Genomic DNA, 24,999 nt, shown 5'->3' with positions numbered 1-24,999 from the left:
ACCGCCACGACGGGCACCCCGTCCGCCGAAACGCCGCGCGACGCCGGTCGGTGCGGTGGCGTCTCGCCGGCCCGATGCTCGCCGACCGCTAGTAGCAGCTCTGCTTCACGTTGATGGTGACGGGATAGGACTGGGTCTCCGTACCGTCCGAGGCCGTCACCAGCGTGGTGTACACCCCGACCGGGAGCGGCGGGATCGATATATGGACGAAGCCGTTCACCGTCGTCGAGCCGTCGTCGGGGTCGGGATAGTTGGATCCGGGAGCGATCGGTGTGCCGCCCATGCTGGTCGCACCGGGGGGCAGGTTCTGCAGTGCGATCTGGACGGTCGTCGACCAGGTTCCGACGACCGCGGCTATGAAGTACGTGCCGGGGTGGCCGCCGCTCGACGTCACGCAGATCTGCGGCCGGAAGTCACGCAGTTCCCATGTCGCGGCCGAGGCCGGTGTGGTGCCGGCCAGCGCGAGCGCCAGCCCGGCAGGGGCTCACCGGCGGGCTTTCCCGCGTCCAGGTTCCCGATGCGCGTCTCGCCTTCGGTATTCGCCGGTCAACAACGACGGACGTACCGTCGTCGCGCTTGCCGGTGACCACCCCTGTGACAGTGGTGGGGTTTCCCTCAAGGGCTTTTCGCCGGATTCACCTGCGTACGGGTTCCATGCACGAACGACTTGCGGCGTTCCGCCCGCGATGCCGGCGATTTCCGTACGGCGGAGGCGGACGGGAATCGAACCCGCCAGGCCGAGAATCCCGGCCTCGACGATTTTGAAGACCGCGGGGGCCACCAGGCGCCCATACACCTCCGAGGGAGAACATACTCGCGAGCGGGTACGTGCACCGGAGCGGCATGCCGGACGGCGGCGTGCGGATCCACCAGGGGAGACACGGTATGGCGGACACCACCGCGGAGCGGGACGTCCCTCTCCCGGAGCGGGGCGCGGTGCGGCTGACCCGGTACGCGCACGGGGGCGGCTGCGCCTGCAAGATCCCGCCCGGTGAGCTGGAGGCCGTCGTGGCGGGACTGCTGGAGAAAGCGGACGGGCCGCCCCCGCGCTTCAACGGCGAGCTGATCGTCGGGCTGGACGACGGCGACGACGCCGCCGTGGTCCGCGTCGAGGGCGGCCGGGCGATCGTGGCCACCGCCGACTTCTTCACCCCCGTGGTGGACGACGCCTGCGACTGGGGGCGGATCGCGGCGGCCAACGCCCTGTCGGACGTGTACGCGGTGGGCGGCGAGCCGCTGGTGGCGGTCAACCTGCTCGGCTGGCCCCGGGACGTGCTGCCGATGGAGCTGGCCGGGGAGGTGCTGCGCGGCGGCCTGGAGGTGGCGCGGGCGGCGGGCTGCCACGTCGCGGGCGGCCACAGCGTCGACGACCCCGAGCCGAAGTACGGGATGGCCGTCACCGGGCTCGCCGATCCCGAGCGGCTGCTGCGCATCGACGGCGGCCGGGCGGGCCTGCCGATCTCCCTGACCAAGCCCCTCGGCGTCGGCGTGCTCAACACCCGGCACAAGGCGACCGGTGAGGTCTTCCCGCAGGCGGTGGCCGCGATGACCACGCTGAACCGCGACGCCTCCCGGGCCGCGCTGGCCGCGGGCGCCGGGTGCGCCACGGACGTGACCGGATTCGGCCTGCTCGGCCACCTGTACAAGCTGGCCAGGGCGAGCGGCGTCACGGCGGTGGTCGACGTGGCGGCCGTGCCCTACCTGGCCGGGGCCCGCGAGGCCGTGCGGGACGGCTACGTCAGCGGCGGCACCCGCCGCAACCTGGCGTGGGTGGCGCCGCACCTGGACCCGGGCCGCCTCGGCGAGGAGGACCTGCTGCTGCTCGCCGACGCCCAGACCTCCGGCGGCCTGCTCGTGGCGGGCGAGATCCCCGGCGCACCGGTCGTCGGCGAGCTCGTTCCCCGCGAGGGCCGGGTCCTGCGGCTGCGCTGACCGGCCCTGGTCCGGACCTGCCCCGGGCCGGCTCAGTCCAGGCCGGCTCAGTCCAGGCCGGACCGGGCCCGAGGCAGACCGGACACGGGCCAGACCAGACCGGCCCGGGGCGGACCGGGTGGCGATCTGCCCCTACGCGACGAACCGGTGACTCGGCTCGCCGCGCAGCCGCCCCTCCGGCAGCTTCCGGCCGCACAGGACCAGGATGAGATCCTGCGCGGCCCCGTACATCGGCGTCCCCTTCCCGATGGACCAGTCGACGTCGTCGGCGCGCAGCTCGATCCCCCGGATGTCGACCCCGAAGAACTTCAGGCTCTTCTCCGCCTCGAAACCTCCCAGGACGATGCGCAGCCGATCCTCGGGGACGTGCCGGTCCAGGCCCAGGGGCAGGGTGAAGTCCAGGCCGTGGATCACCTCGTGGGTCAGCGCGCCCTCGAATCCGCCCCCCGGCGGCTTCCACGCGAAATCCGCGTTGTCCCTGAGCAGCGCGGCGAGCTCGCCGGACGACAGGGCGGCCGCGTCGCGCCGGGCGCACCGGTCGGCCATCCTGGCGAAGTTGCCCCGGGACCTGAGCATCTCGATCACGAAGCGTGCGGTCGAGTAGTGGAACGGCATCGTCATGTGGGCCACGACCTCCCGTACCCGCCACCCGGCGCACAGGGTCGGCTCGTCCCACCTGCGCTCCGGCAGGCCGGCGAGCACGTCCGCCAGGTCACGGCGTTCGGCGGCGATCGCCCTCCTGACCTCGCCCTCCGTGGTCCCCGTCATCGCCGCTCCCCCGGTCGCGTGCTCCCGGCCGCGTCGCACGACGTCGCCGCATCCATTGGTATGTCCATCGGTGTCCTCTTCTCCAGATTCCCGGGAGTTCCGGGAAGGTGCTCGCCCTACCGACGAACGGGCCCGGCTCCGACGGACACCCCGGCGCTACGGATCGGCGACCTCGGCGAGCCGGCGGCCGAGGTAGCGGCGTTCGGTGTCGGTCGCGGCCAGCTCCAGCGCCTCGCGGTAGGCGGCCGCGGCCTCGGCGGCACGGCCCAGGCGGCGCAGCAGGTCGGCCCGGGTCGCCGGCAGCAGGTGGTACCCGGCCAGCGCCCCCGACTCCCGCAGCGCCTCCACCAGTTCCAGCCCCGCGGCCGGTCCCGCGGCCATCCCCACCGCCACCGCCCGGTTCAGCTCCACCACCGCGGACGGCGTGAACCGCGCGAGCTGCCCGTACAGCGCGGCGATCTGGGCCCAGTCGGTGCCGGCCGCGTCGATCGCGGTGGCGTGGCAGGCGGCGATGGCGGCCTGTACCTGGTACGGGCCCGGGCGGCCGCGCCGCAGGGCGCGGCCGAGCAGTTCCTCCCCTTCGCCGATCGCGGCGGTGTCCCACAGGGCGCGGTCCTGCTCCTCGAGGGTGACCAGGTCACCGGCCGCGTCGAGCCGGGTGGCGCTGCGGGCGTCGTGCAGCAGCATCAGCGCCAGCAGCCCCACCGCCTCGGGTTCGTCGGGCATCAGCCCCGTCAGGACGCGGGCCAGCCGGATCGCCTCGGCGCTGAGGTCGCGCCGCAGCAGGTCGGCGCCCGCCGTGGCCGAGTACCCCTCGCTGAACAGCAGGTACAGCACCCCCAGCACGGCGGGCACACGCTCCGGCAGCAGGTGCGCGGGCGGCACCCGGTACGGGATCCCGGCGTGCCGGATCTTCTGCTTGGCCCGCAGCAGCCGCTTGGACATCGTCTGCTCACCGACCAGGAACGCCCTGGCGATCTCCGCGGTGCTCAGCCCGGCCAGGGTGCGCAGGGTGAGCGCGACCCGGGCCTCCAGGGCCAGCGCCGGATGGCAGCAGGTGAAGATCAGCCGCAGCCGGTCGTCCGGCACGCCGTCGTCCTCCCACGCCGGTCCGGGTTCGTACGACATGGCGGCCACCTCTCGCAGTTTGGCGGCGCCGACCGCCTCGCGGCGCAACCTGTCGACGGCCCGGTTGCGCGCGACCGTGGTGAGCCACGCGCCGGGCCTGCGCGGAATCCCGTCCTCGGGCCAGCGCCGCAGGGCCAGCGCGAAGGCGTCCTGCGCGCACTCCTCGGCGAGGTCCCAGTCGCCGGTGACCCGGATCAGGGTCGCCACGACCTGACCCCACTCGTCCCGGAACGCCTGGGCCACCGCCGCCTCGACCTCCGCCGTCACGCCGGCCCCCGTCAGTCCGCGCCCGGTCACGACGGCAGGAGCGGCCGGATCTCGATCGAGCCGTAGCCGGAGGCCGGATGCTTCGAGGCGATCTCGATGGCCTCGTCGAGATCGGCGCACTCGATCATGCAGAATCCGCCCATCTGCTCCCTGGTCTCGGCGAACGGGCCGTCGGAGAGCAGGACCTCGTCGTCGCGCACCCGCACGGTCGTGGCGTCGGCCGGTGGCCGCAGCCCGGCGCCGCCCCGCAGCACCCCGCGGCGTTCCATCTCCTCCGACCATCCGCCGCAACCGTCCATGGCGTGGGCCGCCGCGGACTCGTCACCGCAGATCAACAGCATGTACTTCACGCGTCCTCCTTCTCGGGGCCCCTCGCGGGGCCGCCCCCATGGTGCCTCTTCACCGACCCGACGAACGGGAACACCGGGAAAGGACGACGTCGCTCAGGATTTCTCGCCCGCCGGGACCCGGGCGGCCCTGCCCGCCTCCAGGCGTTCCCGCTGGGGCACCACCGTGTACTTCGGGTCGGCGGCCGAGGCCTTGCCCGCGGCCAGGACGCCGAAGCGGGTGCAGACGGCACCGGCGGTGAGGGCGAGGCCGGACAGCGCGGTGAGGGCGCCGAGGGCGCTGTCGCGCCCGGCGACCGTGGCGAGCAGGGCGCCGCCCACCGTCAGGGCGCGGGCCGTCCGCATCAGGCGGCCTGACCTGCCCAGCCGGTACGGCTCGCCGACCAGGCCGAGCCGGTGCTCCATCACCGCGCCCGCGACCGTCTCGACGGCGGCGCCCAGTATCGCGGTGACGCGGGCCGGGCCCGCCTCGCGGCGCGGGGTGGCCAGCATGCCCACGGCGCCCGCCCCGGCCAGCGCGCTCCCGGCGAACAGGAACGGCAGCTCGCGGTGGGCCTCGTGCCAGGCGGGCACCGCGGTGTCGGCGACGAGCACGGCGGTGTACGTCGACATCAGCGGCCCGGTCACCACCGCCGCCAGGGCCGCCGCGTCACCGAGGGCGGCCAGGGCGCGGGCACCCCTCACCGGAAGGACGGGGGTCCGCGGGCCGGGCCGGACGGGGATCCGAGAGAAGGACCGGGCGGGGACCCACAGGCCGGACCGGGCAGGGGCCCGGAGGAAGGACCCGGCGGGAATCCGCGGGCCGGGCCGGGCGGCGAGCGCGGAGGCGGCCGCGAGGGCCGTCAGGCCGCTGTGGGCGGCCAGGAGCCAGGAGCCGACGCTCATCGGCGAGGTGGGCTTGAACACGCGCAGCATGTTGAGGAACCGCTCCGGCCTGCCGAGCTCGGCGACCAGGAAACCGGCACCGGCCGCGGCGCCGGCGGCCGCGGTGACCCTGGCGGTGAGCGCGAGCCGGTCATGCCCGGTGACCGTCGCCACGGCGGAGATCACCGACGCGGCACCGGACGTCCCGCCCAGGTAGAGGTAGAGCGGCATGTGGGGTTCGTGCCAGATCGGGACCTTGATGATCGGCTGCCCGTAGTAGGAGCGGAACTCGGCCTCGGGCACCATCGCCTCCTCGCCGCGCCTCACCGCGACCACCCCCGCCCCTGTTCCCGTCCCCCCGCGCGGCCGTCGAACGGACGCGTCACCGGTATCTCCCCGCCCCCGGCGAGAAGACCCCGGCCGGGAGGGATCCCGTACCCGCGCATCACCGGCCCTTTCCCGCGCCCAGGAAGGACACCGCCACCACTCCGGCCATGGAGAGCGCCGCCCCCGCCGCCCAGCGCCACATGGCCGGCAGATCCCTGGTGGTGACCACCGGGTCGGGCGGCAGGCCGTACACCTCGGGCTCGTCGAGCAGCAGGAAGAAGGCCCCGTCCCCGCCCACGCCGTCCTCGGGGCTCGCCCCGTACAGGCGGGCCTGCGGCCTGCCCTCGCCGTGCAGCCGTTCCACCCGTTCCCCGGCGCGGGCCCGCAGCTCGTCCAGCGGCCCGAACTGGATGGAGTCGGTGGGGCAGGCCTTGGCGCAGGCCGGTTCCAGCCCGCCGAGCTGGCGGTCGTAGCACATCGTGCACTTGAACGCCCGGCCGTCGCGCTCCCTGCGGTCGATCACGCCGTACGGGCAGGCGGGCACGCAGTAGCCGCAGCCGTTGCAGACGTCGGCCTGCACCACCACCGTGCCGAACTCGGTGCGGAACAGCGCCCCGGTCGGGCAGACGTCCAGGCAGGCGGCGTGCGTGCAGTGCTTGCACACGTCCGACGACATCAGCCACCCCTCGACGCCCTCGCCCCCGTCTCCGCCGTCCCCGCCGCCCGGCTGCTCGATGAAGGCCACGTGACGCCAGGTGTCGGCCCCGAGGCCGCCCGTGTTGTCGTAGGAGGTGGCGCGGAAGACGAACCCGTCGTCGGGGACGTCGTTCCACTCCTTGCAGGCGACCTCGCAGGCCTTGCACCCGATGCAGATGCTCGTGTCGGTGAAGAACCCCATCCGCTCAGCCATCGCGGTACTCCTCGATCAGGTCGAGCAGCGCCCTGCCCGTGGGGCGCCTGCCGGGCCGCAGGTCGCAGGTCATGGCCTTGCTCTCCTGGATGTAGACGTTCGGGTCGAGCACGAGGGGCATCAGGTCGTTGACGGCGTCGCCGGTCACCAGGCCGCCGCTGCCCCAGCCCCAGTGGTAGGGGAGGCCGATCTGGTGGATCGTCCTGCCCTGCAGGCGCAGCGGGCGGACGCGCCCGGTCACCAGGACACGGGCCTCGATCGCGGAACGGGACGTCACGATCGTCGCCCAGCCCCCGTTGACGAGCCCCAACTCGGCGGCGAGCGCCGTCGACACCTCGCAGAACAGCGCCGGCTGCAGCTCGGCGAGGTAGGCCAGCGGCCGGCTCATGCTCCCCGCGGTGTGATGCTCGGTGAGCCGGTAGGTCGTGAGCACGTACGGGAAGCGCGGCGAGCCCGGCGGGTTGTAGGGACTCTCAGGACGCCGGTAGGTCCGGCGCGCCGGGTTGGCCCGCTGCCCGTACAGCGTGTTGCGCACCGGCGACTCGTGCGGCTCGTAGTGGGCGGGCAGCGGCCCGTCCGCCAGGCCCGCCGGGGCGAACAGCCAGCCCTTGCCGTCGGGCTGCATGATGAACGGGTCGGTCCCGGCCAGCGCGGCCTCGGCCAGGGCGCCCTCGGGCGGCAGGTAGCCGGGCGGCTTGTCCCTCTCGAAGTCCGGCACGTCGAGACCGGTCCACTCCCCCTTCACCCCCTTGTCGGGGTCCCACCACACGTAGGCCTTGCGCTCGCTCCACGGGCGGCCCTCGGGGTCGGCGGAGGCCCGGTTGTACAGGAGGCGCCGGTTCGCGGGCCAGGCCCAGCCCCATTCGGGCGCGACCCTGCTCTGCTCGCTCCCCGGCCTGCGCCGGGCCGCCTGGTTGACCTCGTCGGCGTACACCCCGCAGTAGATCCAGCAGCCGCACCGGGTGGAGCCGTCAGGCCTGAGCTCGGTGTAGGCCGACAGGGCCCGCCCGTCGGGGCCGGTGCCGTTGATCTCGCGCAGCACGGCCCGCGCCGACGGTTCCGCGTGCTCGCCCTCCTCGGGATAGTCCCAGGTCAGCTCGCGGACCGGCCGGTCGATCTCGTCGTCGGTCATCCGCCGCCTGATCCGCTTGCCCAGGTGGTAGTAGAACGACAGGTCGCTGCGGCAGTCGCCCGGCGGCTCCAGCGCCTTCTCCCGCCACTGCAGCAGCCGCTGGGTGTTGGTGAAGGTGCCCTCCTTCTCCACGTGGCTCGCGGCGGGCAGGAAGAACACCTCGGTGGCGATGTCCTCGGTGCGCGTCTCCCCGGTCTCCAGTTCGGGGCCGTCCTTCCAGAACGTGGCCGTCTCCACCAGGGTCAGGTCCCGCACCACCAGCCAGTCGAGGTTGGCCAGGCCCAGGCGCTGGGCCCGGCCGCCCGAGGAGCCGACCGCCGGGTTCTCCCCCACCACGAAGTAGCCCTTCACGGTGCCGTCGATCTGTCCCATCACCGTGGTGAAGTGGCCGTGGTCGCCGGTCAGGCGCGGCAGGTGCTCGAAGCGGAAGTCGTTCTCCTCGGTGGCGGCGTCGCCCCACCACGCCTTGAGCAGGCTCACCATGTAGCAGCGCTTCCTGCCCCAGAAGCCGGTGTCGGCCCCGGCCTTGGCCAGGTAGTCGTCGAGTCCCTCGTGCCGGTGGGCGTGCGGCATCGGCAGGTATCCCGGCAGCAGGTTGAACAGGGTGGGGATGTCGGTGGAGCCCTGGATGCTGGCGTGGCCGCGCAGCGCCATGATGCCGCCGCCGGGGCGGCCGATGTTGCCCAGCAGCAGCTGCAGGATCGAGGCCGTGCGGATGTACTGGGCGCCCACGGTGTGCTGGGTCCAGCCGACCGCGTACGCCCAGGCGGTGGTGCGCTCCCTGCCCGAGTTCGCGGTGATCGCCTCGGCCAGCTCGGCGAAGCTCTCCCGGGAGATGCCGCACAGCTCCGCCACCGTCTCGGGGGTGTAGCGGGCGAAGTGCCGCCGCAGGATCTGGTAGACGCAGCGCGGGTGGCGCAGCGTCGGGTCCGTGGGCGGCCTCGACGGCGCGGCGGCGCCGCCGGAGCCGTACTGCTCGGCGCCCGCCACCTCGGCGTGCCGCGCTCCGCCCTCCAGGTGCTCGCCGTGCTCGCCGCCGGCGCCGGCCTCCTCCACCCTGCCCTCGCCGCCCTCGCCGCCCTCGCCGCCCTCGCCGCCCTCGTACGCCCAGCTCGACGGGTCGTACGCGCGCGTCTCGGGGTCGAAGCCGGAGAACAGCCCGTCCAGGTCCTCGGTGTCCCCGAAGTCCTCGGAGATGATCGCCGAGGCGTTGGTGTAGGCCAGCACGTACTCGCGGAAGTCCAGCTCGTTGGCGAGCACGTGGTTGATCAGCGCGCCGAGCAGCACGATGTCGCTTCCCGCGCGGATCGGCAGGTGGCGGTCGGCGATCGCGCTGGTGCGGGTGAAGCGCGGGTCGATGTGGAACACCTTCGCCCCGCGCGCCTTCGCCTCGACCACCCACTGGAACCCCACCGGGTGGCATTCGGCCATGTTGGAGCCCTGGATGACGATGCAGTCGGACTCGGCCAGATCCTGCTGGAAGTCCGTGGCACCGCCACGCCCGAAGCTGGCCCCCAGACCGGGGACGGTGGAGGAGTGTCAAATACGGGCCTGGTTCTCCACCTGGATCGCGCCGAGGGCGGTGTAGAGCTTCTTCATCAGGTAGTTCTCTTCGTTGTCCAGCGTCGCCCCGCCCAGGCTCGCGATGCCCATGGTGCGCCGGACCGTCCTGCCCTCGAACTCCTGCTGCCAGGTCTCCCGGCGGGTCCGCACCACCCGGTCGGCGATCATGTCCATCGCCGTCTCGAGGTCGAGCGGCTCCCAGTCGGTGCCGTGCGGCCGCCGGTAGAGGACGCGCGTCTGCCGGCCGGGATGGGTGACCAGCTGCTTGCTCGCCGATCCCTTGGGGCACAGGCGCCCGCGCGAGATGGGCGAGTCCGGGTCGCCCTCGATCTGGGTGACCCGGCCGTCCTTGACGTAGACCAGCTGGCCGCAGCCGACCGCGCAGTACGGGCAGATCGACCGCGCGACGCCGTCGGCCTCCTCGGTGCGGGGCCGCAGCGCGCCGGTGCGCGCCGAGCGCGCGGCGTCGCCCCTGGCGTCCTCTCCCATGAGCTGCCGGATCACCGGCCAGCGGGAGATCCCTCTCCCCCGTGTCACCTTCGGGGCCCTACCCCTTCCCACCTGCTCTAATCACCTGGCGGGTTCGCAGAGCGCCATCTCGCGGTCCGGCGCGGAGAAGGCCCGGTAGTTCCCCGAGTGGAAGACCAGCGGCTCGCCCTCCTCCCGCCGGAAGTGCTCGACCTCCCCGACGAAGATCAGATGGTCGCCCCCGTCGTACGTGGCCACCGCGCGGCAGGCGAAGTGGGCGACGGTCCCGGCGAGCACCGGCACCCCGCCCGGGGCGAGACGGGTCTCCACCCCGGCGAACTTGTCGGGCAGCGGCGTGGCGAACCGCCGCGACAGGTGCTCCTGGCCGGCGGCCAGGACGTTGACCGCGAACCGCCCGGCCTCGGCGAAGGCCGGCGCGCTGGGGGCCCGCCGGGACAGGCACCACAGGACCAGCGGCGGGTCGAGCGAGACGGAGGTGAAGGAGTTGACGGTCACGCCCAGCCGGTCACCCCGCGGGGTGGCGGCGGTGACCACCGCCACCCCGGTGGCGAACTGCCCGAGGGCGTCGCGCAGGGATCTCATGACGGCCCCTCACTTCCCGGCCCGGGCCAGGTACTCGGCCGCGCCGGCCGGGTCCAGGAACCAGCCGGCGTAGTCGGACGGGTCGTCGAAGCCGTTGACGAAGCGGGAGGCCACCTCGGGCAGCCCGCCCGCGGCGCCGAGGATCTCCAGCACGTGCGGCGGCGGGGGCGCGAGGAGCGCGTTCGTCCAGGTGGTGACGTGCCGGGCGTCCAGCCAGTAGCGCTCGAAGACCCGCTCCATCCACGCCGCGTCGTACGGCCGCTCGCCGCGCTCGAGGATGTCGGACAGGTAGGAGGCCGCGCACTTGGCGGCGTTGTTGGAGCCCTGCCCGGTGATGGGGTCGTTGAGCACGACCACGTCCGCCACGCCCAGGACCTGGGCGCCCGACGGGAGCGTCGCCACCGGCCTGCGCACGACCGGGGTGAAGCGGCCGGACAGGACGCCGCCCTCGTCGGTGAGCTCGACGCCCGCGGCGCGCTCGGCCTCCCACGGCAGGAAGGTCTCCAGGATCCGCCTGCTCATGGCCAGGTGCTCGGCGGGGGTGCGGGCATCCGCCCAGCAGTCCATCGGCCCGCCGGGGACGCCCTCGAACACCATGATCTCGCAGGGGCCGGTGACGGTGAGCGCGGGGAACACGAAGTACTCGCCGACCCCGGGAATCACGTTGAAGCACACCGCGGAGTAGTCGGGCCGCGGCGCGAGGCCGTTGACGTAGGTGAGGGCGAGGGCCCGCTGCGGGGCGCGGTACGGCGAGCGCGGCGCGTCCCGCTCGAAGAGCGAGGCGATCGGCCCCTTGCCCGCCGCGACCAGGACCAGGTCGTACTGGGCGGCGTAGTCCTCCAGGTCCTCCACGGTGGCGTCGTGGATGACGATCTTCCCGCCGAGCCGCTCCACCTCGGCCATCCAGGCGGGCATCTTCAACCGCTGGTCGACCGAGCGGGCGGGGGCGTCGAGCCGGGCGGCCCAGCGGATCGCCGGGTCGCCGTCGGGCCCGGCCACCGCGAACTGGATCCCGTCGATCGGCGGGCAGCCGTCCGCCCACAGGTCCAGGCCGAGGTCACGCTCGTGGCCGAGTGCGGTGCCGAACATGGCCTGGCTGGACATGACCCGGCCGCCACGGATGTCCTCCGGGGTCCGGTTGGAGACGACGGTGACGTCGTAGCCGTTCCGCAGCAGGCCGAGGGCGAGGTGCAGGCCCGCCTGACCGGCGCCGACGACGAGGATTCTGCGCATGGTGACGTGTCCTTTCGAAGAGGGTCGGAAAGCTTCGGGAAGCCTTGAGGAGGCTTCGGGGAAGCGGGGAAACGGTCGAGCGGCGCCTGGTGAAAAGGTACGACGGCCGCCGCCGCCCGTGCCATCCGCTCAGCGCGGGTTCCATCCATCTGGCGCGGATCTCCCCGGACCCCCTCTCCGGCGCGGGCGCCGACGCCGAGGTGGAGCGAGTGCGGTGGATGCCGGAGCGGTGTGCCGGCCGGTGGATACGGCGGGCCGGCCTGAGGACGCCGCCGACCTTGCGCGGGTGCCTCACGTCGACGCTTGCCAGCGACCCCTGTTGGATTGTCCGCTATTACTACTTAGACCCCAATCCTGAATAATGTGATGTTAATCTTTCCTTCATGAGGCAGAAAGCAGTCGAATGACGGATGCGCTCCAAACGACCGTCGAAGAACTGGCCGGCCAGGTCAACCAGCAGGTCGAGCGCGTGCGCGAGGCGTATGAAGCGCTCAACTCGATCGAGTCCACGATGGGCTCCTCCGACGGGCTGATCAGCGTGACCGTGGGGCCTCAGGGCCAGGTCCGAAACATCGAGCTGAACGCGCGCGTTTACCGCAAGCTCTCCGCCACCGAGCTGGCCGACGCCATCATGGAGCAGATCAACCGTGCCACGGCGGCCGTCTCGGAGCAACGCCGGCGCCTGCTGGAGCCGCTCATGCCCGACGAGCTTCGCTACGACCAGGTCTTCGGCGAGAACGTCACGCTCGACGCGTTCCTGCCTCCCTTCGTGGATCCAGACGCATGAGCGGATCCTCCGGCGGCTACCACGTCCGCCGTGATGTGCTGCGCCGGCAAGCCCACGTCTATGACGAGCAGCGCGTCGACATGACGCAGGTGCGCGACGACCTGCAGGCGGCCTTCGACCGCGACAGGAACACACTGGGCAACGACGAGTATGGAGCCGAGTTGGCCAAGAAGCTGCCGGGGATAGAGGAACGCATTTTCTCGGACCTGCAGGCCTACATCGCCAACTTGGAAGGCACGATCTCCGGCCTGCACACCGCCGCCGGCAACTACGAGCGGGCTGATCAGCCCTGGGCCTCCGGCTCCTGATCGTCGTCCATGGGGTTCGACGGGTTACTGGTGCCCGACTGGGCCAAGCCGTACGTCGGCTGGGTCGTCGGCATGGACTGGCCGGAGGGCGACGAGACCGGCTGTTTCCGGCTCGCCGACGCGTGCGTGACCGCCGCGCACCGTATCGTCGAGGGCACTGCCGCCGACCAGCCGTGGACCGCGGACAAGATCGGCTCTGAGTGGGACGGCGCCGCCCACCTCGCCTTCGCCGAGCGCGTCAACAAGATGGCCGGTCAGCAGGTCGCCGATCTGGTCAACCGGCTGATCAACACTGCCGTCGCGCTCAACGGCGTGGGCGTGCAGATCCAGTACGCCAAGTACATGATCGAGGTCACCGTCTGGCTACTGATCGTGCAGATTGCTTACCTGATAGCGGCCGCTTACGCCAGTGGCGGGGCGAGCCTGGCCCTCATCCCGCCCCGCGTGCAGCTCGCCCGCCTGGCAGTCGCGCAGATCGCCAAGCGGACGCTGCTCAACATTGCGCTGTTCGCCGGAATCGTGGCCGGTATGGACGCCGGCATCCAGCTCACGCAGATGGCGCAAGGACGCAGGGACGAGTTCGACGTACGGCAGCTTGGGGTGTCCGCGCTCAGCGGCGGCGCGATGGGCGGGCTCATGGGGCTGCTGAGCGGCGGGCTCACCCGGCTGGCCACGCCCGCCCTGCGCGCGGGGCTGACCAGGGCGGAGATGGCCACGGCCGAGCGGCTGCTGGCGGCCGCCAGCTCCTCTGTCTACGGGCAGGCCGCCCAGTACGCGGTGACCGGTGGCATCACCACGGCCGGGACCATGCTGGCGCAGGGCAACTTCAGCTGGGACCTTCTGGCCAAGGGCATCACCTCCAGCGCGCTCGGCGCGGACGGTCAGCACCTGACCCCCACCCTGCCGACCCGCGGCGGCGACACGTCGTTTCCCAACGGCGACCCGTTCCCCGACCCGCACAACGGTCCCCACCCCGGCCCGGACCCCGTCTCACTCCTGGACACCGATCCGCGTCTGACCTCGGATCCGGTCACCCAGAGCAACACGGACCCGGTCACCCAGAGCAACACGGATCCAGTCACCCGGAACAGTGCGGACCCGGTCACCCAGAGCAACACGGATCCAGTCACCCGGAACAGTGCGGACCCGGTCACCCAGAGCAACGCGAATCCAGTCACCCGGAACAGTGCGGACCCGGTCATCCAGAGCAACGCGGATCCAGTCACCCGGAGCAACGCGGATCCGGTGCCCCATCAGCAGGTCGGAGCGCGCGTGGAGCCCGGAACCGATCCGGATCGCGGCACCACGCTGAGTCAGGCGACCGATACCGCGTCCGCGGCCGGACCCACCACCGGACCTGAGCCCGCCCGCCGGGACCTCGCCTCGCACGACGTACCGGATCGGCAGGCGCAGGGGCCGGCGGGAGAAGCCCAGAAGCAGGCCGCGGTGCAGCAGCACCCGATGTCCGTGCACCCTGCGGAGGCGGCACCGCGCCCTCGGACGCCCGAGCAAGGCACGCATCCCGTGGTCCGCGGCACGCCGGACCACGGGGCCGATGGCGCACCCCGCCAACCGGGCGAGCGGGCGTCCGGCAGCGCGCCCAACCGCACGACACAGGGCGGCACACCGCATCAGGTACCGGAGCGTCCGGTCGGAGGCACACCACATCAGGTACCGGAACGGACAGGAGGTGGGGCGCCTCCGCATCAGACGCCGGAGCGTCCGGTCGGAGGCACACCACATCAGGCGCCGGAGCGGACAGGGAGTGGCTTGGCGCAGCCGACGGGTGAGCGTGGGCCCGGGAGCTCGCCCGCCGACACGGCGGGACGTGGCGGCGGAGCCGAGCCGGGCGTACCGGCGCGGCAGGGGGCGTCCGGGGAGACGCCTCCCATGAGCAGGATCGAGCGGCTGCTCAACCACCACGTCCCCGACTCCGGCGACACCGGCCCGTCGCCCCAGACGCCGGGCGGAGCCGGACAGGCGACCGATGGCACACCGCCGCCGCCCCGCCCGGGCGAGCTCTCGGCCAGGCCGCCCCAAGGCGGGCCCGGTTCGGGGAACAGTACGTCGTCGCGGGTCCCGTTCGACTTCCAGCGCTTCTACAACGACCCCCGCTGGACGGCTGAGGCCACGAGGTTCGAGCAGAGCCTGGGCGCGTACTACTTCAACGACTCGAAGACCGTGGACGCCGCCCGCGCCGCACTGGGCAAACTGCGGGACGTCCTCCTGGGCCTCACCTCAAGACAGCCCGGCGAGAGCCGTGAGGCCTTCGTCCGCCGTGTCGAGAGCGTCTTCTTCAAGGATGACGCGGCCAGCGCCGGTCAGGTGGGCACCCGCTCCGGCGTGACCGTGGACGACCTGCTCGCACACGGGAACCTGCGCGAGTTGGTGACGGCCTTCTACAACGGCGCCTACTACAACCGCGCCAATCCGCTCATCTTCGGCAACGCCCTGCTCGACATCATGGACAACGGGGGCTGGGGCCGGGCACGCGAGGTCGGTCTCGACATCGGCGAGGTGCGGCGGGCGCAGCACCAGCTCGACGAGCGGCTGCACCGCCCGCTGCTCGGGCGGCTGGAGGCCAGGTTCATGCCGAACATGTACACCTTCAACCGCGATCCGTTCGGCACGGGAAACGTCGGCATGCTCTCCGAGCGCGGGGCCAGGGATGTGGCCGAGATCATCCAGAGCCAGTTCAGTCGGCATGAACGTACGGAAGAACATATCCAGGAGCTCGGCCTCAACACGACCCCCCGTCACTACGACCGGCTGGGAGCGCCGTTGGGCAGGTTCGAGCGGGCGTTCGTGGAGGAGAACGTCCACGGGCGGCTCGCCCCGGACACGCCGCTGCCCTGGCGGGAGGGCGTGACCATGCACGACACAACAGGAAGCCGGTGGGCCAGGAAGATCACCGCCGAAGGCTTCCCCGTGATCGACGGGGTCTCCGGAACCACCGCCAAGATGCTCACCGCCGTCAAGTTCCTCAACCTCGGCCCCAGCACGACCGAGCACTTCCTGGGCGCACTCATGGGATGGATGCTGCCGGGCCGGGACCATTCCCTGTTCGAGATCGCCAGAGGCGCGCAGATCGCAGACGTGGGCGGGATGAGGCTGGAGCCCGGCTCCCGGCCCAACGTGGTGGACTTCTACCGGAGCCTGCCCGGCATAGACCTCGCCACGCTGCGGCGAGAGATCCTGCCCGACGGCATGTTCCCGCACGAGTCCAGATATGCCGCGAATGCCAGGGACCCGGCAGGTTTCTCCGAGACGCAGCATCCCAAGGTGGGCGGGACCGTCGACCGTTTCTGGCCGCAGTTCGAAACCGGCCGGGTCACCGATCCGGATCTCGCCGGCTGGCTGGACCGCTCGGGCATCGACCCGAGCGACCCGGCCCAGGTGCGGGCGCTGGGCGAGCGGCTGTCACCCGCACACGTGATGGCGCTGACCGTCTACACCAGGCACAGCCACTACCTGATCAACAACGTGACGCGCACCCAGCTCTGGACCGGCGGGGTGTCGGAGTCGATGGTCCAGAACCGTATGGTGGACAAGGTCCACCAGCTCGTCGGCAACTACCTGGACAATCTCGCCGCGAACACCAAGGCCCTGCCGCTGCCGATGGCCCTGCGGCCGCTGCTGCACATGGGTGACGGTCACCTGGACTCCAGATCGCCGCTGAGCGCGTTGGCCGACTCCTACGTCGACGCGGCCCGCCGTACCGAAGAGGCCAAACAGCGCTTCGCCGAAGCGCGGGACGAGGGCCGCAAGGACGACGCCAGGCAGGCCGGGAAGGACCTCAGGCAGGCCCGGCGGGACGGGAACGAGTCGTGGAAGGCGCTCAAGGAGCACCTCGGCCAGGTCATGCCGCGCCTTTGGGATGAGATGCGCTGGCACGCCGACATGGTGCACGACGCGATGGCGCAGCTTCCGGGGGTCGGCTCGCCCGAGAGGCCCGTGCAGGCATACCGTGGGGACTGGATGACGCCGGTGCACTCGCCGATCTACGGCTCCAGGTTGCATCCGTACGGAACGGCTCGCGAGTTCCTCAGCGTGAGCAAGCTGCTGGAGGTGGCGATCAGGTTCATGGTCGAGAACCCGGCCGGCGAGCGCAAGATCCTCGTGGCCTACCAGCTCACCGGGCAGCAGGCCAAGGACATCTCGATCTTCTCCTCCTTCACCGAGGACCAGGAGGCCGTCTTCCCGCCGCATTCGCGCGTGCGCCGGAGGAACGACCCGGAGCTGGTCGCGAGCCTGCGCGACGAGGTGGACCGGCTCGCGGCGGACATGGTCGAGCGCGGCGTCATCCCAGAGGTGCCACGCTCGTACGAGATCATCGTGATGGAGGAAGGCTGACGTGAGCGCCGGATGGGCTGAGCTGGACGACAGGGCATGGCGGCTCTACGGGGGTGTGCACCGCCTGTTGCTGCGCCTGGCAGGCCAGCTTCCGGACGAGCTGATCACTCGGGCCCGCACCATGCTGGCCGAGGGCGACCTGGCCTACCTGCCCGACACGGTGACGATCGCCGCGGCGGAGGCCGGGGTCGGGCTGACGGCTCAGGAGGTCGGGGTTCTGCGCGAGGTGTTCGTGGCGCTCGGCCTGGAGGGCGAGCCGACGGCGGCCGACGAGATCACGCTCACCACCACCACCCCCGCGACCGGCCACATCTTCTCTCCCGACTCGGCCCGGCCGGCGCGCGTGCCCGCCGGGCTCGACCTGACGGACGGCGTCCCCGGCGAGGTCGCCGACCTGGAGGACGACCTGTTCGACCTCACCGACCATCTTGTGGTGGACGCGCTGAGCGAGAACGCGGGCGTCGTCGCGGTGCGGCGCGCCTGGCGCGACGGTTCCGGGGAGAGGCGGCGGGTCTATCTGGTCGAGGTGGATCCGGGCGTGCCCGCCTGGGAACTGGCGCTGGAGGGGCAGAAGGAGGCGGCACAGATGGGCGAGAGCGATCCCCAGGTCGAGGTCTACTGGAGCGGCGATGACCTGCCGCCCTACCACCGCTCGGCGATCGAGGCCGCGATCCTCCTGTGGCGGCGCTGAGGCACCGTCCAGGCGGCGCGACCATGTCGGGCCCTGTTCCGGAGGCAGGCCCGCATCAGGCCCGAGGAGAAGAATCACGGCGGACGCGACGACGGAAGTGCTCAGTCCACCAGGCCGGCGCGGTAGGCGGCGATGGCCACCTGTACCCGGTTGGTGACGGCGAGCTTGTCGAACAGGTGGGATACGTGGCTTTTGACGGTTGCCTCGCTCATGTGCAGGCTGGCCGCGATCTCGGTGTTGGAGCGGCCGAGCCCCACCTCGATGAGCACCTCCCGCTCGCGGCCGGTGAGGGTTTCCAGCCGGGCGAGGGCGTCACGGCGACGCCGGACGGGCACGTCGGTGGTGACCCGGTGGATCAACCGCCGGGTCACCCGCGGGGACAGCATCGCGTCACCGCTGCGCGCGAGGCGTACGGCACGGATCAGATCGTGCGGCGAGGTGTCCTTGAGGAGGAATCCGCAGGCCCCGGCCTCCAGGGCGGTGAAGACGTGCTCGTCGCTGTCGAACGTGGTGAGGATCACGACCGCGGGCGCACCGGCGAGCCGGCGGATGGCCTCGGTGGCGGCGAGGCCGTCGGTCCGCGGCATCTTGATGTCCATCAGGATGACGTCCGGCCGCAGGCGGTGCACGGCGTCGACCGCCTCGTCCCCGTCCGCGGCCTCCCCCACGACCTCCACGTCGGGCGCGGATTCGAGGATGAACCGCAGTCCGGCGCGGATCAGCGATTCGTCATCCACCAGCAGCGTCCTGATCATGTGTGTCCCTCGCGGATGCGTCCCACGGCAACCGGCCCTCGAGACGCCAGCCTCCCGCATCGCCGGGCGCGCCGCGTACCGTTCCGCCGATCAGCCGGAAACGTTCCGCCAGGCCCACGAGACCGGCCCGGGCGCCGGAAGGACGCGCGGCGGGCCGGAGCGATCGCCCGTTGACGACCGTGATCGTGACGCCGTCCTGCGGGCTCCCGGTCACGGAGACGGTGACGGGTGCTCCGGCGGCGTGCTTGTGCGCGTTGGTCAGCCCTTCCTGTACGAGCCGATAGGCGGCCCGGGCGGTCGCCACCGGCAACGTGCCGAGGTCGCCGTGCAGCGTGACGGCGTTGCCGGCCGACGTCCAGGACTCCACCAATCGCCGCAGGTCGGGAAACCCGTCGTCATGTCCGGCCCGCAATACGCCCACGATCTTCCGTAGCTCTTCGAGGGCCTCCTGCGCGGTGACCCGGATCAGCGCCGCCTCCCGCTCGATCCGTGCCGGTTCCACGCCGGGGTTGACCTCCAGCCCGCCGGCGTGCAGCGAGATGAGGGTGACCTTGTGCGCGAGCACGTCGTGCATCTCCCGTGCGATCCGGCCGCGCTCGGCGGCCTTCGCCTGTTCGTCGCGCAGGTGTTGTTCGGTCTCGGCGCGCTCCGCGCGTTCCCGCAGTGATCTGGTGAGTTCGCGGCGGGTGGCGGTGTACCCGCCGGCCACCAGCACGGCGGCGGTGGCGGCCATCGCGGAGAGGAGCGCGTCCGTGCTGAACCTGCCGTCGTCGACCCACTGCTGTGCCAGGAATCCCGCCACGCCGATCGCCGCCAGCGCCGCGAACCGCGGGCCCAGCCGCGCCCCCGCACCGGAGAACAGGCCGATCAGCAGCGGCCCGGGGTTGCCCGACAGCGCGTACGCACCCGCCCCGATGGCGGTGACCGCGGTCGGCCACCGATCGCGGAACCACACGGCACCCGTGGCGAGCAGCCCGGCGGCCGCGATGACCACGCGCGGCAGCGGCGCCCACGGCACCCTGACCGCCAGAATGGCCAGGAACAGGCAGAACGCCACGGAGGCCGCGCTGATCGCGCGCGGGCCGAGTGTGACGACCCGCCGCAGCGCGTTCCGGTACGTCACCATCGGCCCAGCGTAGCCAGGACGGCGGCGCGTCACCTCCTACGAACGTCGATGCCTTCCGTCCGAAAATCTCCGACTTTAGTGTGATGCGACCATGGCTGTGATGGCGATGCAGCCGCGCCCTCGCCGGCGGCACCGTTGATGCTCCCGACAACGTCAGGAGTCACGCCGTGTGGCCAGTCGCCCTTCCCCGCCTGCTGCTCATCGCCGCGCTGTCGCTGGTGGCCGTCTGGCCGCCTGCCACGGCGGCGGCCTCGACGCGCGTTCCGGACACCCGTCAGCTGGCGGACTTCTTCGACGCCGCCATGCCGAGAGGGCTGGAGGCCAACCACGTGCCGGGCGCGGTGGTCTCGGTGGTGGGCGCCGGGAAAACCCTCTTCAGCAAGGGGTACGGCCTGGCCGACCGCGAGAACGGGACGCCGTTCGACCCGGGCACCTCGTTGGTGCGGATCGCCTCGATCACCAAACTGTTCACCTGGACCGCGGTGCTGCAACAGGTGCAGCGGGGCAGGCTCGACCTGCACGCGGACGTGAACCGCTACCTCACCACATTCCGCGTCCCCGCGACGTACCCCCAGCCGGTCACGCTGGCGCAGCTGATGGACCACACCGCAGGGTTCGAGGACCGCACCCTCGGCGTGGGCGCGCGGCGCAAGGCCGACGTGCCGCCTCTGGGCACGTATCTCGCAGAGCGCATGCCGGCGCGGATACGCCCGCCCGGAGAGGTGTCGTCCTATTCGAACTATGGCGCGGCGCTGGCCGGGCACATCGTGTCGCAGGTGAGCGGGCAGCCCTACGACCAGTACGTACAGGACCACATCCTGGACCCGCTCGGCATGCGGCACAGCACGGCCTCCGAGCCGGTCCCCGCCCGCCTGGCCGCGGGCCAGGCACGCAGCTATGACTACGAAGACGGGATGTACCAGCGCAAGCCCTTCGTCTTCGACAACCTCCCGCCCGACGGATCGATCAGCGCCACCGCGGACGACATGGCCCGCTTCATGATCGCCCACCTGGAGAACGGGCCCATCCTCGACGAGCCCACCGCCCGCCTCATGCACCAGCGGTCCTTCGCCGCCGACCCCCGCATCGACGGGTACGCCCACGGGTTCAAGGAGCAGACCGTCAACGGGCATCGCGTGATCATGCACGACGGCAGCTGGGAAGGCTTCCAGAGCGCGCTCCTGCTGGTGCCCGGCGCCGACATCGGCCTGTTCGTCTCCACCAACGGCATGGGCGGCATCGATACCGTCACCGAGCTCATACCCGCCTTCTTCAATCGTTTCCTCCCCGGCGAGCGCGCCGCGCCCTCCGCCCCGCCCGGCAAGGCGGCCACGCCCGTGGCGGGCTTCTACAAGCCGGCCCGCACCGTCGAGTCGACCATCGAGAAGGTGCTCACCCTCACCGGCTCCTCCCGGCTGCGGGTCGAGGACGGCGGGAAACTCGCCTTCAAGGGCATGACGTGGAGCCCCCTGGCGCCAGGGCTCTACCAGCAGGACGGCGGTTCCCAGCGGCTGGCGTTCGTCACGAACGGCGCCGGCGTCACGTACGCGGCCACCGACGGGCCCGCCTACGAACTCCTCCCCTGGTGGGACACCCCTCCGGCCAACCTCATCGTCGTCCTGGTGTTCGTCGTCACCGCCCTGACGGCCGTACTCGGCCTGCCGTCGGCCGCCGCGCTCCGGCGACTGCGGAGACGCCCCGCTCGAACGCCTCGCGCCTGGCGCGCCGGCCGCCTCCTCGCCGGCCTGGCCGGCGCCGTCGGGCTGGCGTTCGTCGTCATGTTCGCGCTGACTCTGACCGGCGACACGAGCATCCTGTACGGCGCGCCGGCGACCCTCCGGGCCCTGCTGCTGCTTCCCCCGCTGTTCCTTGCCCTCACCGTCGCCGCGATCGCGACCACCGTGATCGGCTGGAGACACGGGCCCGTCGGCATCCTGGCCCGCGGTCACCAGGTGACCCTGCTGGCCGGAATGCTGGCCCTCGTCTGGTTCTGCCTGCACTGGAACCTGCTCGGCTGGCGGTTCGGCTGATTGCCGCCCGCCGACAGACGATCCACCTCCACGATCTCACCCCGCCACCACGGCGTTCACACCCGACCACCACCACACCAGCCCGTCCACCTATCGCGGTGGCGGGGACCGTCCTGTGGTTCCTCCCGGTGGCCAACATCGTGGGGGCACTGCGCCGGCTGTTCGCCAAGCCGGTCGTACGCGAGACCGTGGACGGGCTCACCGGAACCGCGTTGATCGCCCTCGGCGTCAACCTGGCCGTCGCCGGCCGGCTGTGCGGTGGTGGCCTCGAAGAGTTCGGCGGCGCGGCGGCAGGACAGCCGTGCGGGTGCGGGGGCGGGCGTGGGGATCGCTCATCCGGCAGGTGGGCCGAGCGCGTGGCCGATGCGCGCGTGCAGCGTTCCGAAGCGCTCGACGAGCTCGGCCGGTTCGTGGACGGTGAAGTCGAAGCCGAGCAGGGTCACGTGCAGGGCGAGCCCGTCGAGGGAGTTCGAGCCGACCCACAGAGTGCAGCTGCGCTCGTCGACCGCTTCGATCACCCCTGTTTCGGCCGATACCCGTTCGGCCACCCGTGCCGCCGGGGCGTACATGGTGAACCGCGCCCGGTGGCGATACCGGCCGACGCCCACGGCCCAGGACGCGTACTCGCCGATGTCGTCGGCGGGCGGCTCGCGGGGGCTGAACCGGGCGCCGGCCGGGGTCCGGGGCCGCAGCCGGTCGACCCGGAAGGTCCGCCAGTCCGCCCGGCCGAGGTCGTAGGCCACCAGGTACCAGCGGCGCCCGGCGTGGACGAGCTTGTGCGGCTCGACCGTGCGGGTGCTCTCGGTGCCGTCATGGCCGCGGTAGTCCATGCGCAGCCGCCGATGGTCGCGGCAGGCCGCGGCGATCGTGGCCAGCGCCTCGGCCGAGACGACCGCGCCCGGCCGGTGCTGGGCCACGATGGCCGCGTCCAGCGTCGAGACCCGGTATCGCAGCCGGGGAGGCAGGATCTGTTCCAGTTTCGCCAGAACACGCACCGACGTCTCCTCGATCCCGGCCACCGCGGCGTTGACCGCGGTGCGCAACCCCACCGCGACCGCGACGGCCTCCTCGTCGTCGAGCAGCAGCGGCGGCATGGCGGCCCCGGCGCCCAGCCGGTACCCGCCGATGTTCCCGATCGTGGCGTGCACCGGATAGCCGAGCTCGCGCAGCCGATCGACGTCACGGCGCACGGTGCGCACCGTCACCCCCAGCCGCTCGGCCAGCTGCGGACCGGTCCAGTCCCGGCGCTGTTGCAACAACGACAACAACCGGAGCAACCGGGCGGACGTTTCGAGCATGCCGCCATTGTGCATCGCAATGAGGACAGTAACTGACCTCCTTGGCTGGCATGCTTGTCTCAGTGGCCGCCGCTGACCGGAGCGGACGCCGGACGGCGCGGTGCCGGCGGATCCTTCGCCCGCGATACCGGCTCGTGGGTCTTCGGGCGGTCCCGTGACCGGGCCCTGCGACGTGAACACGCCCAGCCAGGGCACCACCCCACGCACGCGGCCGAGCGCCTCGTGCCGACATGGAGGAGTCGTGTGTTGAACAGCGACGTCAAGCCGTTCCAGATCCACATCCCGCAATCCGAGCTGGACGACCTGCAGCGGCGCCTGTCCTCCGTGCGCTGGCCCGGCCAGATTCCGGACGTCGGCTGGAGCCGGGGTGTGCCGCTGGATCACCTGAAGGAGCTGACCGAGTACTGGACCACGACATACGACTGGCGCGCGACGGAGAAGCGGCTCAACCGGCACCCGCAGTTCACCACCCGGATCGACGGGCTGGACCTGCACTTCCTGCACGTCCGCTCACCCCACCCGCAGGCGTTCCCGCTGATCGTCTCGCACGGCTGGCCCGGGTCGATCGCGGAATTCCTGGACGTGATCGACCCGCTGACCGACCCCGACGACCCGGCCGACGCCTTCCACCTCGTGATCCCCTCGCACCCGAACTTCGGGTTCACCGGGCCGGCCGCGGCGGGCTGGGACTCGCGCCGCATCGCCACCGCCTACGCCGAGCTGATGTCCCGGCTCGGCTACGACAGGTACGGGGCACAAGGCGGCGACTTCGGCGCGATCATCGCGCCCGACCTCGGACGGGTGGACCCCGAACACGTCGCCGGCGTGCACGTCAACGCGGCCACCGTCGGGTTCATCCCGCTCGGCGACGTGCCCGCGGACACGGTGCTCACCGACGCCGAGCAGGCCAGGCTCGACCGGATGAACCGATTCCTCTCCGACGGCAACGGCTACTTCCAGATCCAGGCCACCCGCCCGCACACGCTCGGCTTCGGCCTGGCCGACTCCCCGGTCGGCCAGCTCGCCTGGATCGGCGAGAAGTTCCACGACTGGGCCCACCCCGCGGGCTCGATCGGAGCCGACCACGTCATCACCCACGCGATGATCTACTGGCTGACCAACACCGGCACGTCCTCGGCCCAGATGTACTACGAGTCCGTGCACACCGGCAACTGGCCCACGCCTTCCCAGGTGCCCACCGGTGTGGCCGGTTTCGCCGAGGACATCGCGATCCGTCCCTTCGCCGAACCGTTCAACAACATCACCCGCTGGACCGAATACGACCGCGGCGGGCACTTCGCCGCGCTTGAGGTCCCCGACTTGTTCGTGGACGAGGTGCGCGCCTTCTTCCGTACCGTCCGCTGAACACCCGGCGACCAGGCCCCTCGCGCCGCTGCCCGCCTCCCGAGCCGCCGGCGCGCATCGCTCGCTCGGGCGGCGCGGCGTTCGCGGGCGGTTCGTCCTGCGGTTCGGCTGACCGATCCTCGCCGCCGACGCTCCTGCCGCGCTGCCCCGCGGCGGCAGCGCGGCTCCGGCTCCGAGGGCGGTTACAGAGCGGTCATCTCAAGGCGGACCACGTACGAGTACGCCGTCTGCTCGGTCCCGGTGAGGGTCTCCGCGATGATCGTGCTGGCGCCCGGGGCGAGCCCGGCGCACGTGCTGCCGGAAGCGGTCACCGTGCCGAGCGAGTCGCCCTGTCCCCAGGCCGGGCCGTCGGTCTCGCGCAGGCCGAAGACCACGTCCTGGGTGTTCAGGATGATCGAGGTCGGGTCCTCGAAGTCGCCGGGATCCCCGTCGCCACCGGCGTTCATGCCGAAGTAGTTGGCGTTGAGCCTGGGGAACAGGTTCCCGCCGACCAGGAACCGGACCTCGTCCCGGCCGTCCCGGTCGGCCACGTTGCCGGCGTCGATGTCGTACAGTTCCACGCGGCACGAGCCGGCCATGGCGGCCGCCGGGGTCGCGGCCAGCGCCACCGGCGCCACCAGACCTCCGGCCAGGGCGAGTGCGGCGATCACCTTACGAGAATGCATGCTGCTCCTCCTGGAGACGCTGCCGTTTCGCGACCGTCGCGAAACGCGGCATCAGAGTCGCGGACGCGGCGTGAGCACA

At 71.9% G+C, this 24,999-nt stretch carries 20 protein-coding genes and 1 tRNA gene; 7 read left to right on the top strand and 14 right to left on the bottom strand.

Going from position 1 to position 24,999, the window contains the following annotated elements; all coding sequences use genetic code 11:
• Positions 1–88: 88 nt before the first annotated feature.
• The gene (locus AB0G15_RS28150; protein ID WP_362845515.1) at positions 89–394 is read right to left on the bottom strand and encodes a DUF5980 family protein; all 306 of its coding nucleotides are present in this window, start codon (positions 392–394) and stop codon (positions 89–91) included.
• 313 nt (positions 395–707) lie between these two features.
• A tRNA-Sec gene (locus tag AB0G15_RS28145) sits at positions 708–800 on the bottom strand.
• A gap of 85 nt (positions 801–885) precedes the next feature.
• On the opposite strand from AB0G15_RS28145, the gene selD reads away from it, so the two are divergent.
• Positions 886–1,932 carry a selenide, water dikinase SelD gene (selD, locus tag AB0G15_RS28140; RefSeq protein WP_362845513.1) on the top strand — a complete coding sequence of 349 codons (1,047 nt, stop codon included), beginning with the start codon at positions 886–888 and terminating at the stop codon, positions 1,930–1,932.
• Positions 1,933–2,064: 132 nt separating this feature from the next.
• On the opposite strand, the gene AB0G15_RS28135 is transcribed toward selD, so the two are convergent.
• The 8 genes from AB0G15_RS28135 to AB0G15_RS28100 all read right to left on the bottom strand — a co-directional run bounded on the left by AB0G15_RS28135 (position 2,065) and on the right by AB0G15_RS28100 (position 11,542).
• Positions 2,065–2,700: a maleylpyruvate isomerase family mycothiol-dependent enzyme gene (locus AB0G15_RS28135; protein ID WP_362845511.1), complete on the bottom strand. Its 636-nt coding sequence runs from the start codon at positions 2,698–2,700 to the stop codon at positions 2,065–2,067.
• A 156-nt stretch (positions 2,701–2,856) separates the two neighbouring features.
• The gene (locus tag AB0G15_RS28130; RefSeq protein WP_362845509.1) at positions 2,857–4,125 is read right to left on the bottom strand and encodes an RNA polymerase sigma factor; all 1,269 of its coding nucleotides are present in this window, start codon (positions 4,123–4,125) and stop codon (positions 2,857–2,859) included.
• Positions 4,122–4,436, bottom strand: a complete 315-nt coding sequence (locus AB0G15_RS28125) for a YciI family protein (RefSeq protein WP_362845547.1) — start codon at positions 4,434–4,436, stop codon at positions 4,122–4,124. Before AB0G15_RS28125 ends, AB0G15_RS28130 begins: the two co-directional genes overlap by 4 nt.
• Before the next feature lie 102 nt (positions 4,437–4,538).
• Positions 4,539–5,633: an NrfD/PsrC family molybdoenzyme membrane anchor subunit gene (gene nrfD, locus AB0G15_RS28120; protein ID WP_362845507.1), complete on the bottom strand. Its 1,095-nt coding sequence runs from the start codon at positions 5,631–5,633 to the stop codon at positions 4,539–4,541.
• Positions 5,634–5,751: 118 nt separating this feature from the next.
• On the bottom strand, positions 5,752–6,543 hold the full coding sequence (locus AB0G15_RS28115) for a 4Fe-4S dicluster domain-containing protein (protein ID WP_362845505.1): 792 nt from the start codon (positions 6,541–6,543) through the stop codon (positions 5,752–5,754).
• Entirely contained in the window at positions 6,536–9,727 is a 3,192-nt protein-coding gene (fdh, locus tag AB0G15_RS28110) for a formate dehydrogenase (protein WP_362845545.1), read from the bottom strand. The genes AB0G15_RS28115 and fdh overlap by 8 nt, the downstream gene beginning before the upstream one ends.
• An 81-nt stretch (positions 9,728–9,808) precedes the next feature.
• Positions 9,809–10,309: a flavin reductase family protein gene (locus AB0G15_RS28105; RefSeq protein ID WP_362691042.1), complete on the bottom strand. Its 501-nt coding sequence runs from the start codon at positions 10,307–10,309 to the stop codon at positions 9,809–9,811.
• A 9-nt stretch (positions 10,310–10,318) separates the two neighbouring features.
• Complete coding sequence (locus tag AB0G15_RS28100) at positions 10,319–11,542, bottom strand: styrene monooxygenase/indole monooxygenase family protein (protein WP_362845503.1); 1,224 nt, start codon at positions 11,540–11,542, stop codon at positions 10,319–10,321.
• 403 nt (positions 11,543–11,945) lie between these two features.
• On the opposite strand from AB0G15_RS28100, the gene AB0G15_RS28095 reads away from it, so the two are divergent.
• From AB0G15_RS28095 to AB0G15_RS28080, 4 genes are read left to right on the top strand one after another with little or no spacing between them, the layout of a single operon-like run.
• On the top strand, positions 11,946–12,329 hold the full coding sequence (locus AB0G15_RS28095; protein ID WP_362845501.1) for a YbaB/EbfC family nucleoid-associated protein: 384 nt from the start codon (positions 11,946–11,948) through the stop codon (positions 12,327–12,329).
• On the top strand, positions 12,326–12,637 hold the full coding sequence (locus AB0G15_RS28090) for a hypothetical protein (protein ID WP_362845499.1): 312 nt from the start codon (positions 12,326–12,328) through the stop codon (positions 12,635–12,637). The genes AB0G15_RS28095 and AB0G15_RS28090 overlap by 4 nt, the downstream gene beginning before the upstream one ends.
• Positions 12,638–12,646: 9 nt before the next feature.
• Entirely contained in the window at positions 12,647–16,990 is a 4,344-nt protein-coding gene (locus AB0G15_RS28085) for a hypothetical protein (protein WP_362845497.1), read from the top strand.
• A gap of 1 nt (position 16,991) precedes the next feature.
• The gene (locus AB0G15_RS28080; RefSeq protein ID WP_362845495.1) at positions 16,992–17,681 is read left to right on the top strand and encodes a hypothetical protein; all 690 of its coding nucleotides are present in this window, start codon (positions 16,992–16,994) and stop codon (positions 17,679–17,681) included.
• 101 nt (positions 17,682–17,782) lie between these two features.
• Here the strand turns inward: AB0G15_RS28080 and AB0G15_RS28075 are convergent, their stop codons facing one another.
• Entirely contained in the window at positions 17,783–18,436 is a 654-nt protein-coding gene (locus AB0G15_RS28075; protein WP_362845493.1) for a response regulator transcription factor, read from the bottom strand.
• The gene (locus AB0G15_RS28070) at positions 18,411–19,562 is read right to left on the bottom strand and encodes a histidine kinase (protein WP_362845491.1); all 1,152 of its coding nucleotides are present in this window, start codon (positions 19,560–19,562) and stop codon (positions 18,411–18,413) included. The genes AB0G15_RS28075 and AB0G15_RS28070 overlap by 26 nt, the downstream gene beginning before the upstream one ends.
• A gap of 167 nt (positions 19,563–19,729) precedes the next feature.
• Here AB0G15_RS28070 and AB0G15_RS28065 point away from each other — a divergent pair, with 167 nt between their 5' ends.
• A complete protein-coding gene (locus AB0G15_RS28065; protein ID WP_362845489.1) occupies positions 19,730–21,592 on the top strand; it encodes a serine hydrolase domain-containing protein in 1,863 nt (620 codons plus the stop codon).
• Between the two features lie 332 nt (positions 21,593–21,924).
• Here the strand turns inward: AB0G15_RS28065 and AB0G15_RS28060 are convergent, their stop codons facing one another.
• Entirely contained in the window at positions 21,925–22,890 is a 966-nt protein-coding gene (locus AB0G15_RS28060) for a WYL domain-containing protein (protein ID WP_362845487.1), read from the bottom strand.
• Between the two features lie 243 nt (positions 22,891–23,133).
• Here AB0G15_RS28060 and AB0G15_RS28055 point away from each other — a divergent pair, with 243 nt between their 5' ends.
• The gene (locus AB0G15_RS28055) at positions 23,134–24,255 is read left to right on the top strand and encodes an epoxide hydrolase family protein (RefSeq protein ID WP_362845485.1); all 1,122 of its coding nucleotides are present in this window, start codon (positions 23,134–23,136) and stop codon (positions 24,253–24,255) included.
• Between the two features lie 182 nt (positions 24,256–24,437).
• Here AB0G15_RS28055 and AB0G15_RS28050 read toward each other — a convergent pair whose 3' ends face one another.
• A complete protein-coding gene (locus AB0G15_RS28050) occupies positions 24,438–24,920 on the bottom strand; it encodes a hypothetical protein (RefSeq protein WP_362845483.1) in 483 nt (160 codons plus the stop codon).
• Positions 24,921–24,999 lie beyond the last annotated feature (79 nt).

Origin of the sequence: Streptosporangium sp. NPDC023825 (assembly GCF_040639575.1) — a bacterium.
Lineage (GTDB): Bacteria > Actinomycetota > Actinomycetes > Streptosporangiales > Streptosporangiaceae > Streptosporangium.
Note: the sequence above shows the minus strand (reverse complement) of the source record. Positions and strands in the feature narration are given on the sequence as shown.

What these genes read in the sequence shown, in the direction of transcription:
- AB0G15_RS28075 (WP_362845493.1), bottom strand. Translation starts at nt 18,436, where the DNA reads ATGATCAGGACGCTGCTGGTGGATGACGAATCGCTGATCCGCGCCGGA.
- AB0G15_RS28125 (WP_362845547.1), bottom strand. Translation starts at nt 4,436, where the DNA reads ATGCTGTTGATCTGCGGTGACGAGTCCGCGGCGGCCCACGCCATGGAC.
- AB0G15_RS28070 (WP_362845491.1), bottom strand. Translation starts at nt 19,562, where the DNA reads ATGGTGACGTACCGGAACGCGCTGCGGCGGGTCGTCACACTCGGCCCG.
- AB0G15_RS28060 (WP_362845487.1), bottom strand. Translation starts at nt 22,890, where the DNA reads ATGCTCGAAACGTCCGCCCGGTTGCTCCGGTTGTTGTCGTTGTTGCAA.
- AB0G15_RS28095 (WP_362845501.1), top strand. Translation starts at nt 11,946, where the DNA reads ATGACGGATGCGCTCCAAACGACCGTCGAAGAACTGGCCGGCCAGGTC.
- AB0G15_RS28115 (WP_362845505.1), bottom strand. Translation starts at nt 6,543, where the DNA reads ATGGCTGAGCGGATGGGGTTCTTCACCGACACGAGCATCTGCATCGGG.
- AB0G15_RS28050 (WP_362845483.1), bottom strand. Translation starts at nt 24,920, where the DNA reads ATGCATTCTCGTAAGGTGATCGCCGCACTCGCCCTGGCCGGAGGTCTG.
- AB0G15_RS28135 (WP_362845511.1), bottom strand. Translation starts at nt 2,700, where the DNA reads ATGACGGGGACCACGGAGGGCGAGGTCAGGAGGGCGATCGCCGCCGAA.
- selD (WP_362845513.1), top strand. Translation starts at nt 886, where the DNA reads ATGGCGGACACCACCGCGGAGCGGGACGTCCCTCTCCCGGAGCGGGGC.
- AB0G15_RS28100 (WP_362845503.1), bottom strand. Translation starts at nt 11,542, where the DNA reads ATGCGCAGAATCCTCGTCGTCGGCGCCGGTCAGGCGGGCCTGCACCTC.
- AB0G15_RS28090 (WP_362845499.1), top strand. Translation starts at nt 12,326, where the DNA reads ATGAGCGGATCCTCCGGCGGCTACCACGTCCGCCGTGATGTGCTGCGC.
- AB0G15_RS28085 (WP_362845497.1), top strand. Translation starts at nt 12,647, where the DNA reads ATGGGGTTCGACGGGTTACTGGTGCCCGACTGGGCCAAGCCGTACGTC.
- AB0G15_RS28105 (WP_362691042.1), bottom strand. Translation starts at nt 10,309, where the DNA reads ATGAGATCCCTGCGCGACGCCCTCGGGCAGTTCGCCACCGGGGTGGCG.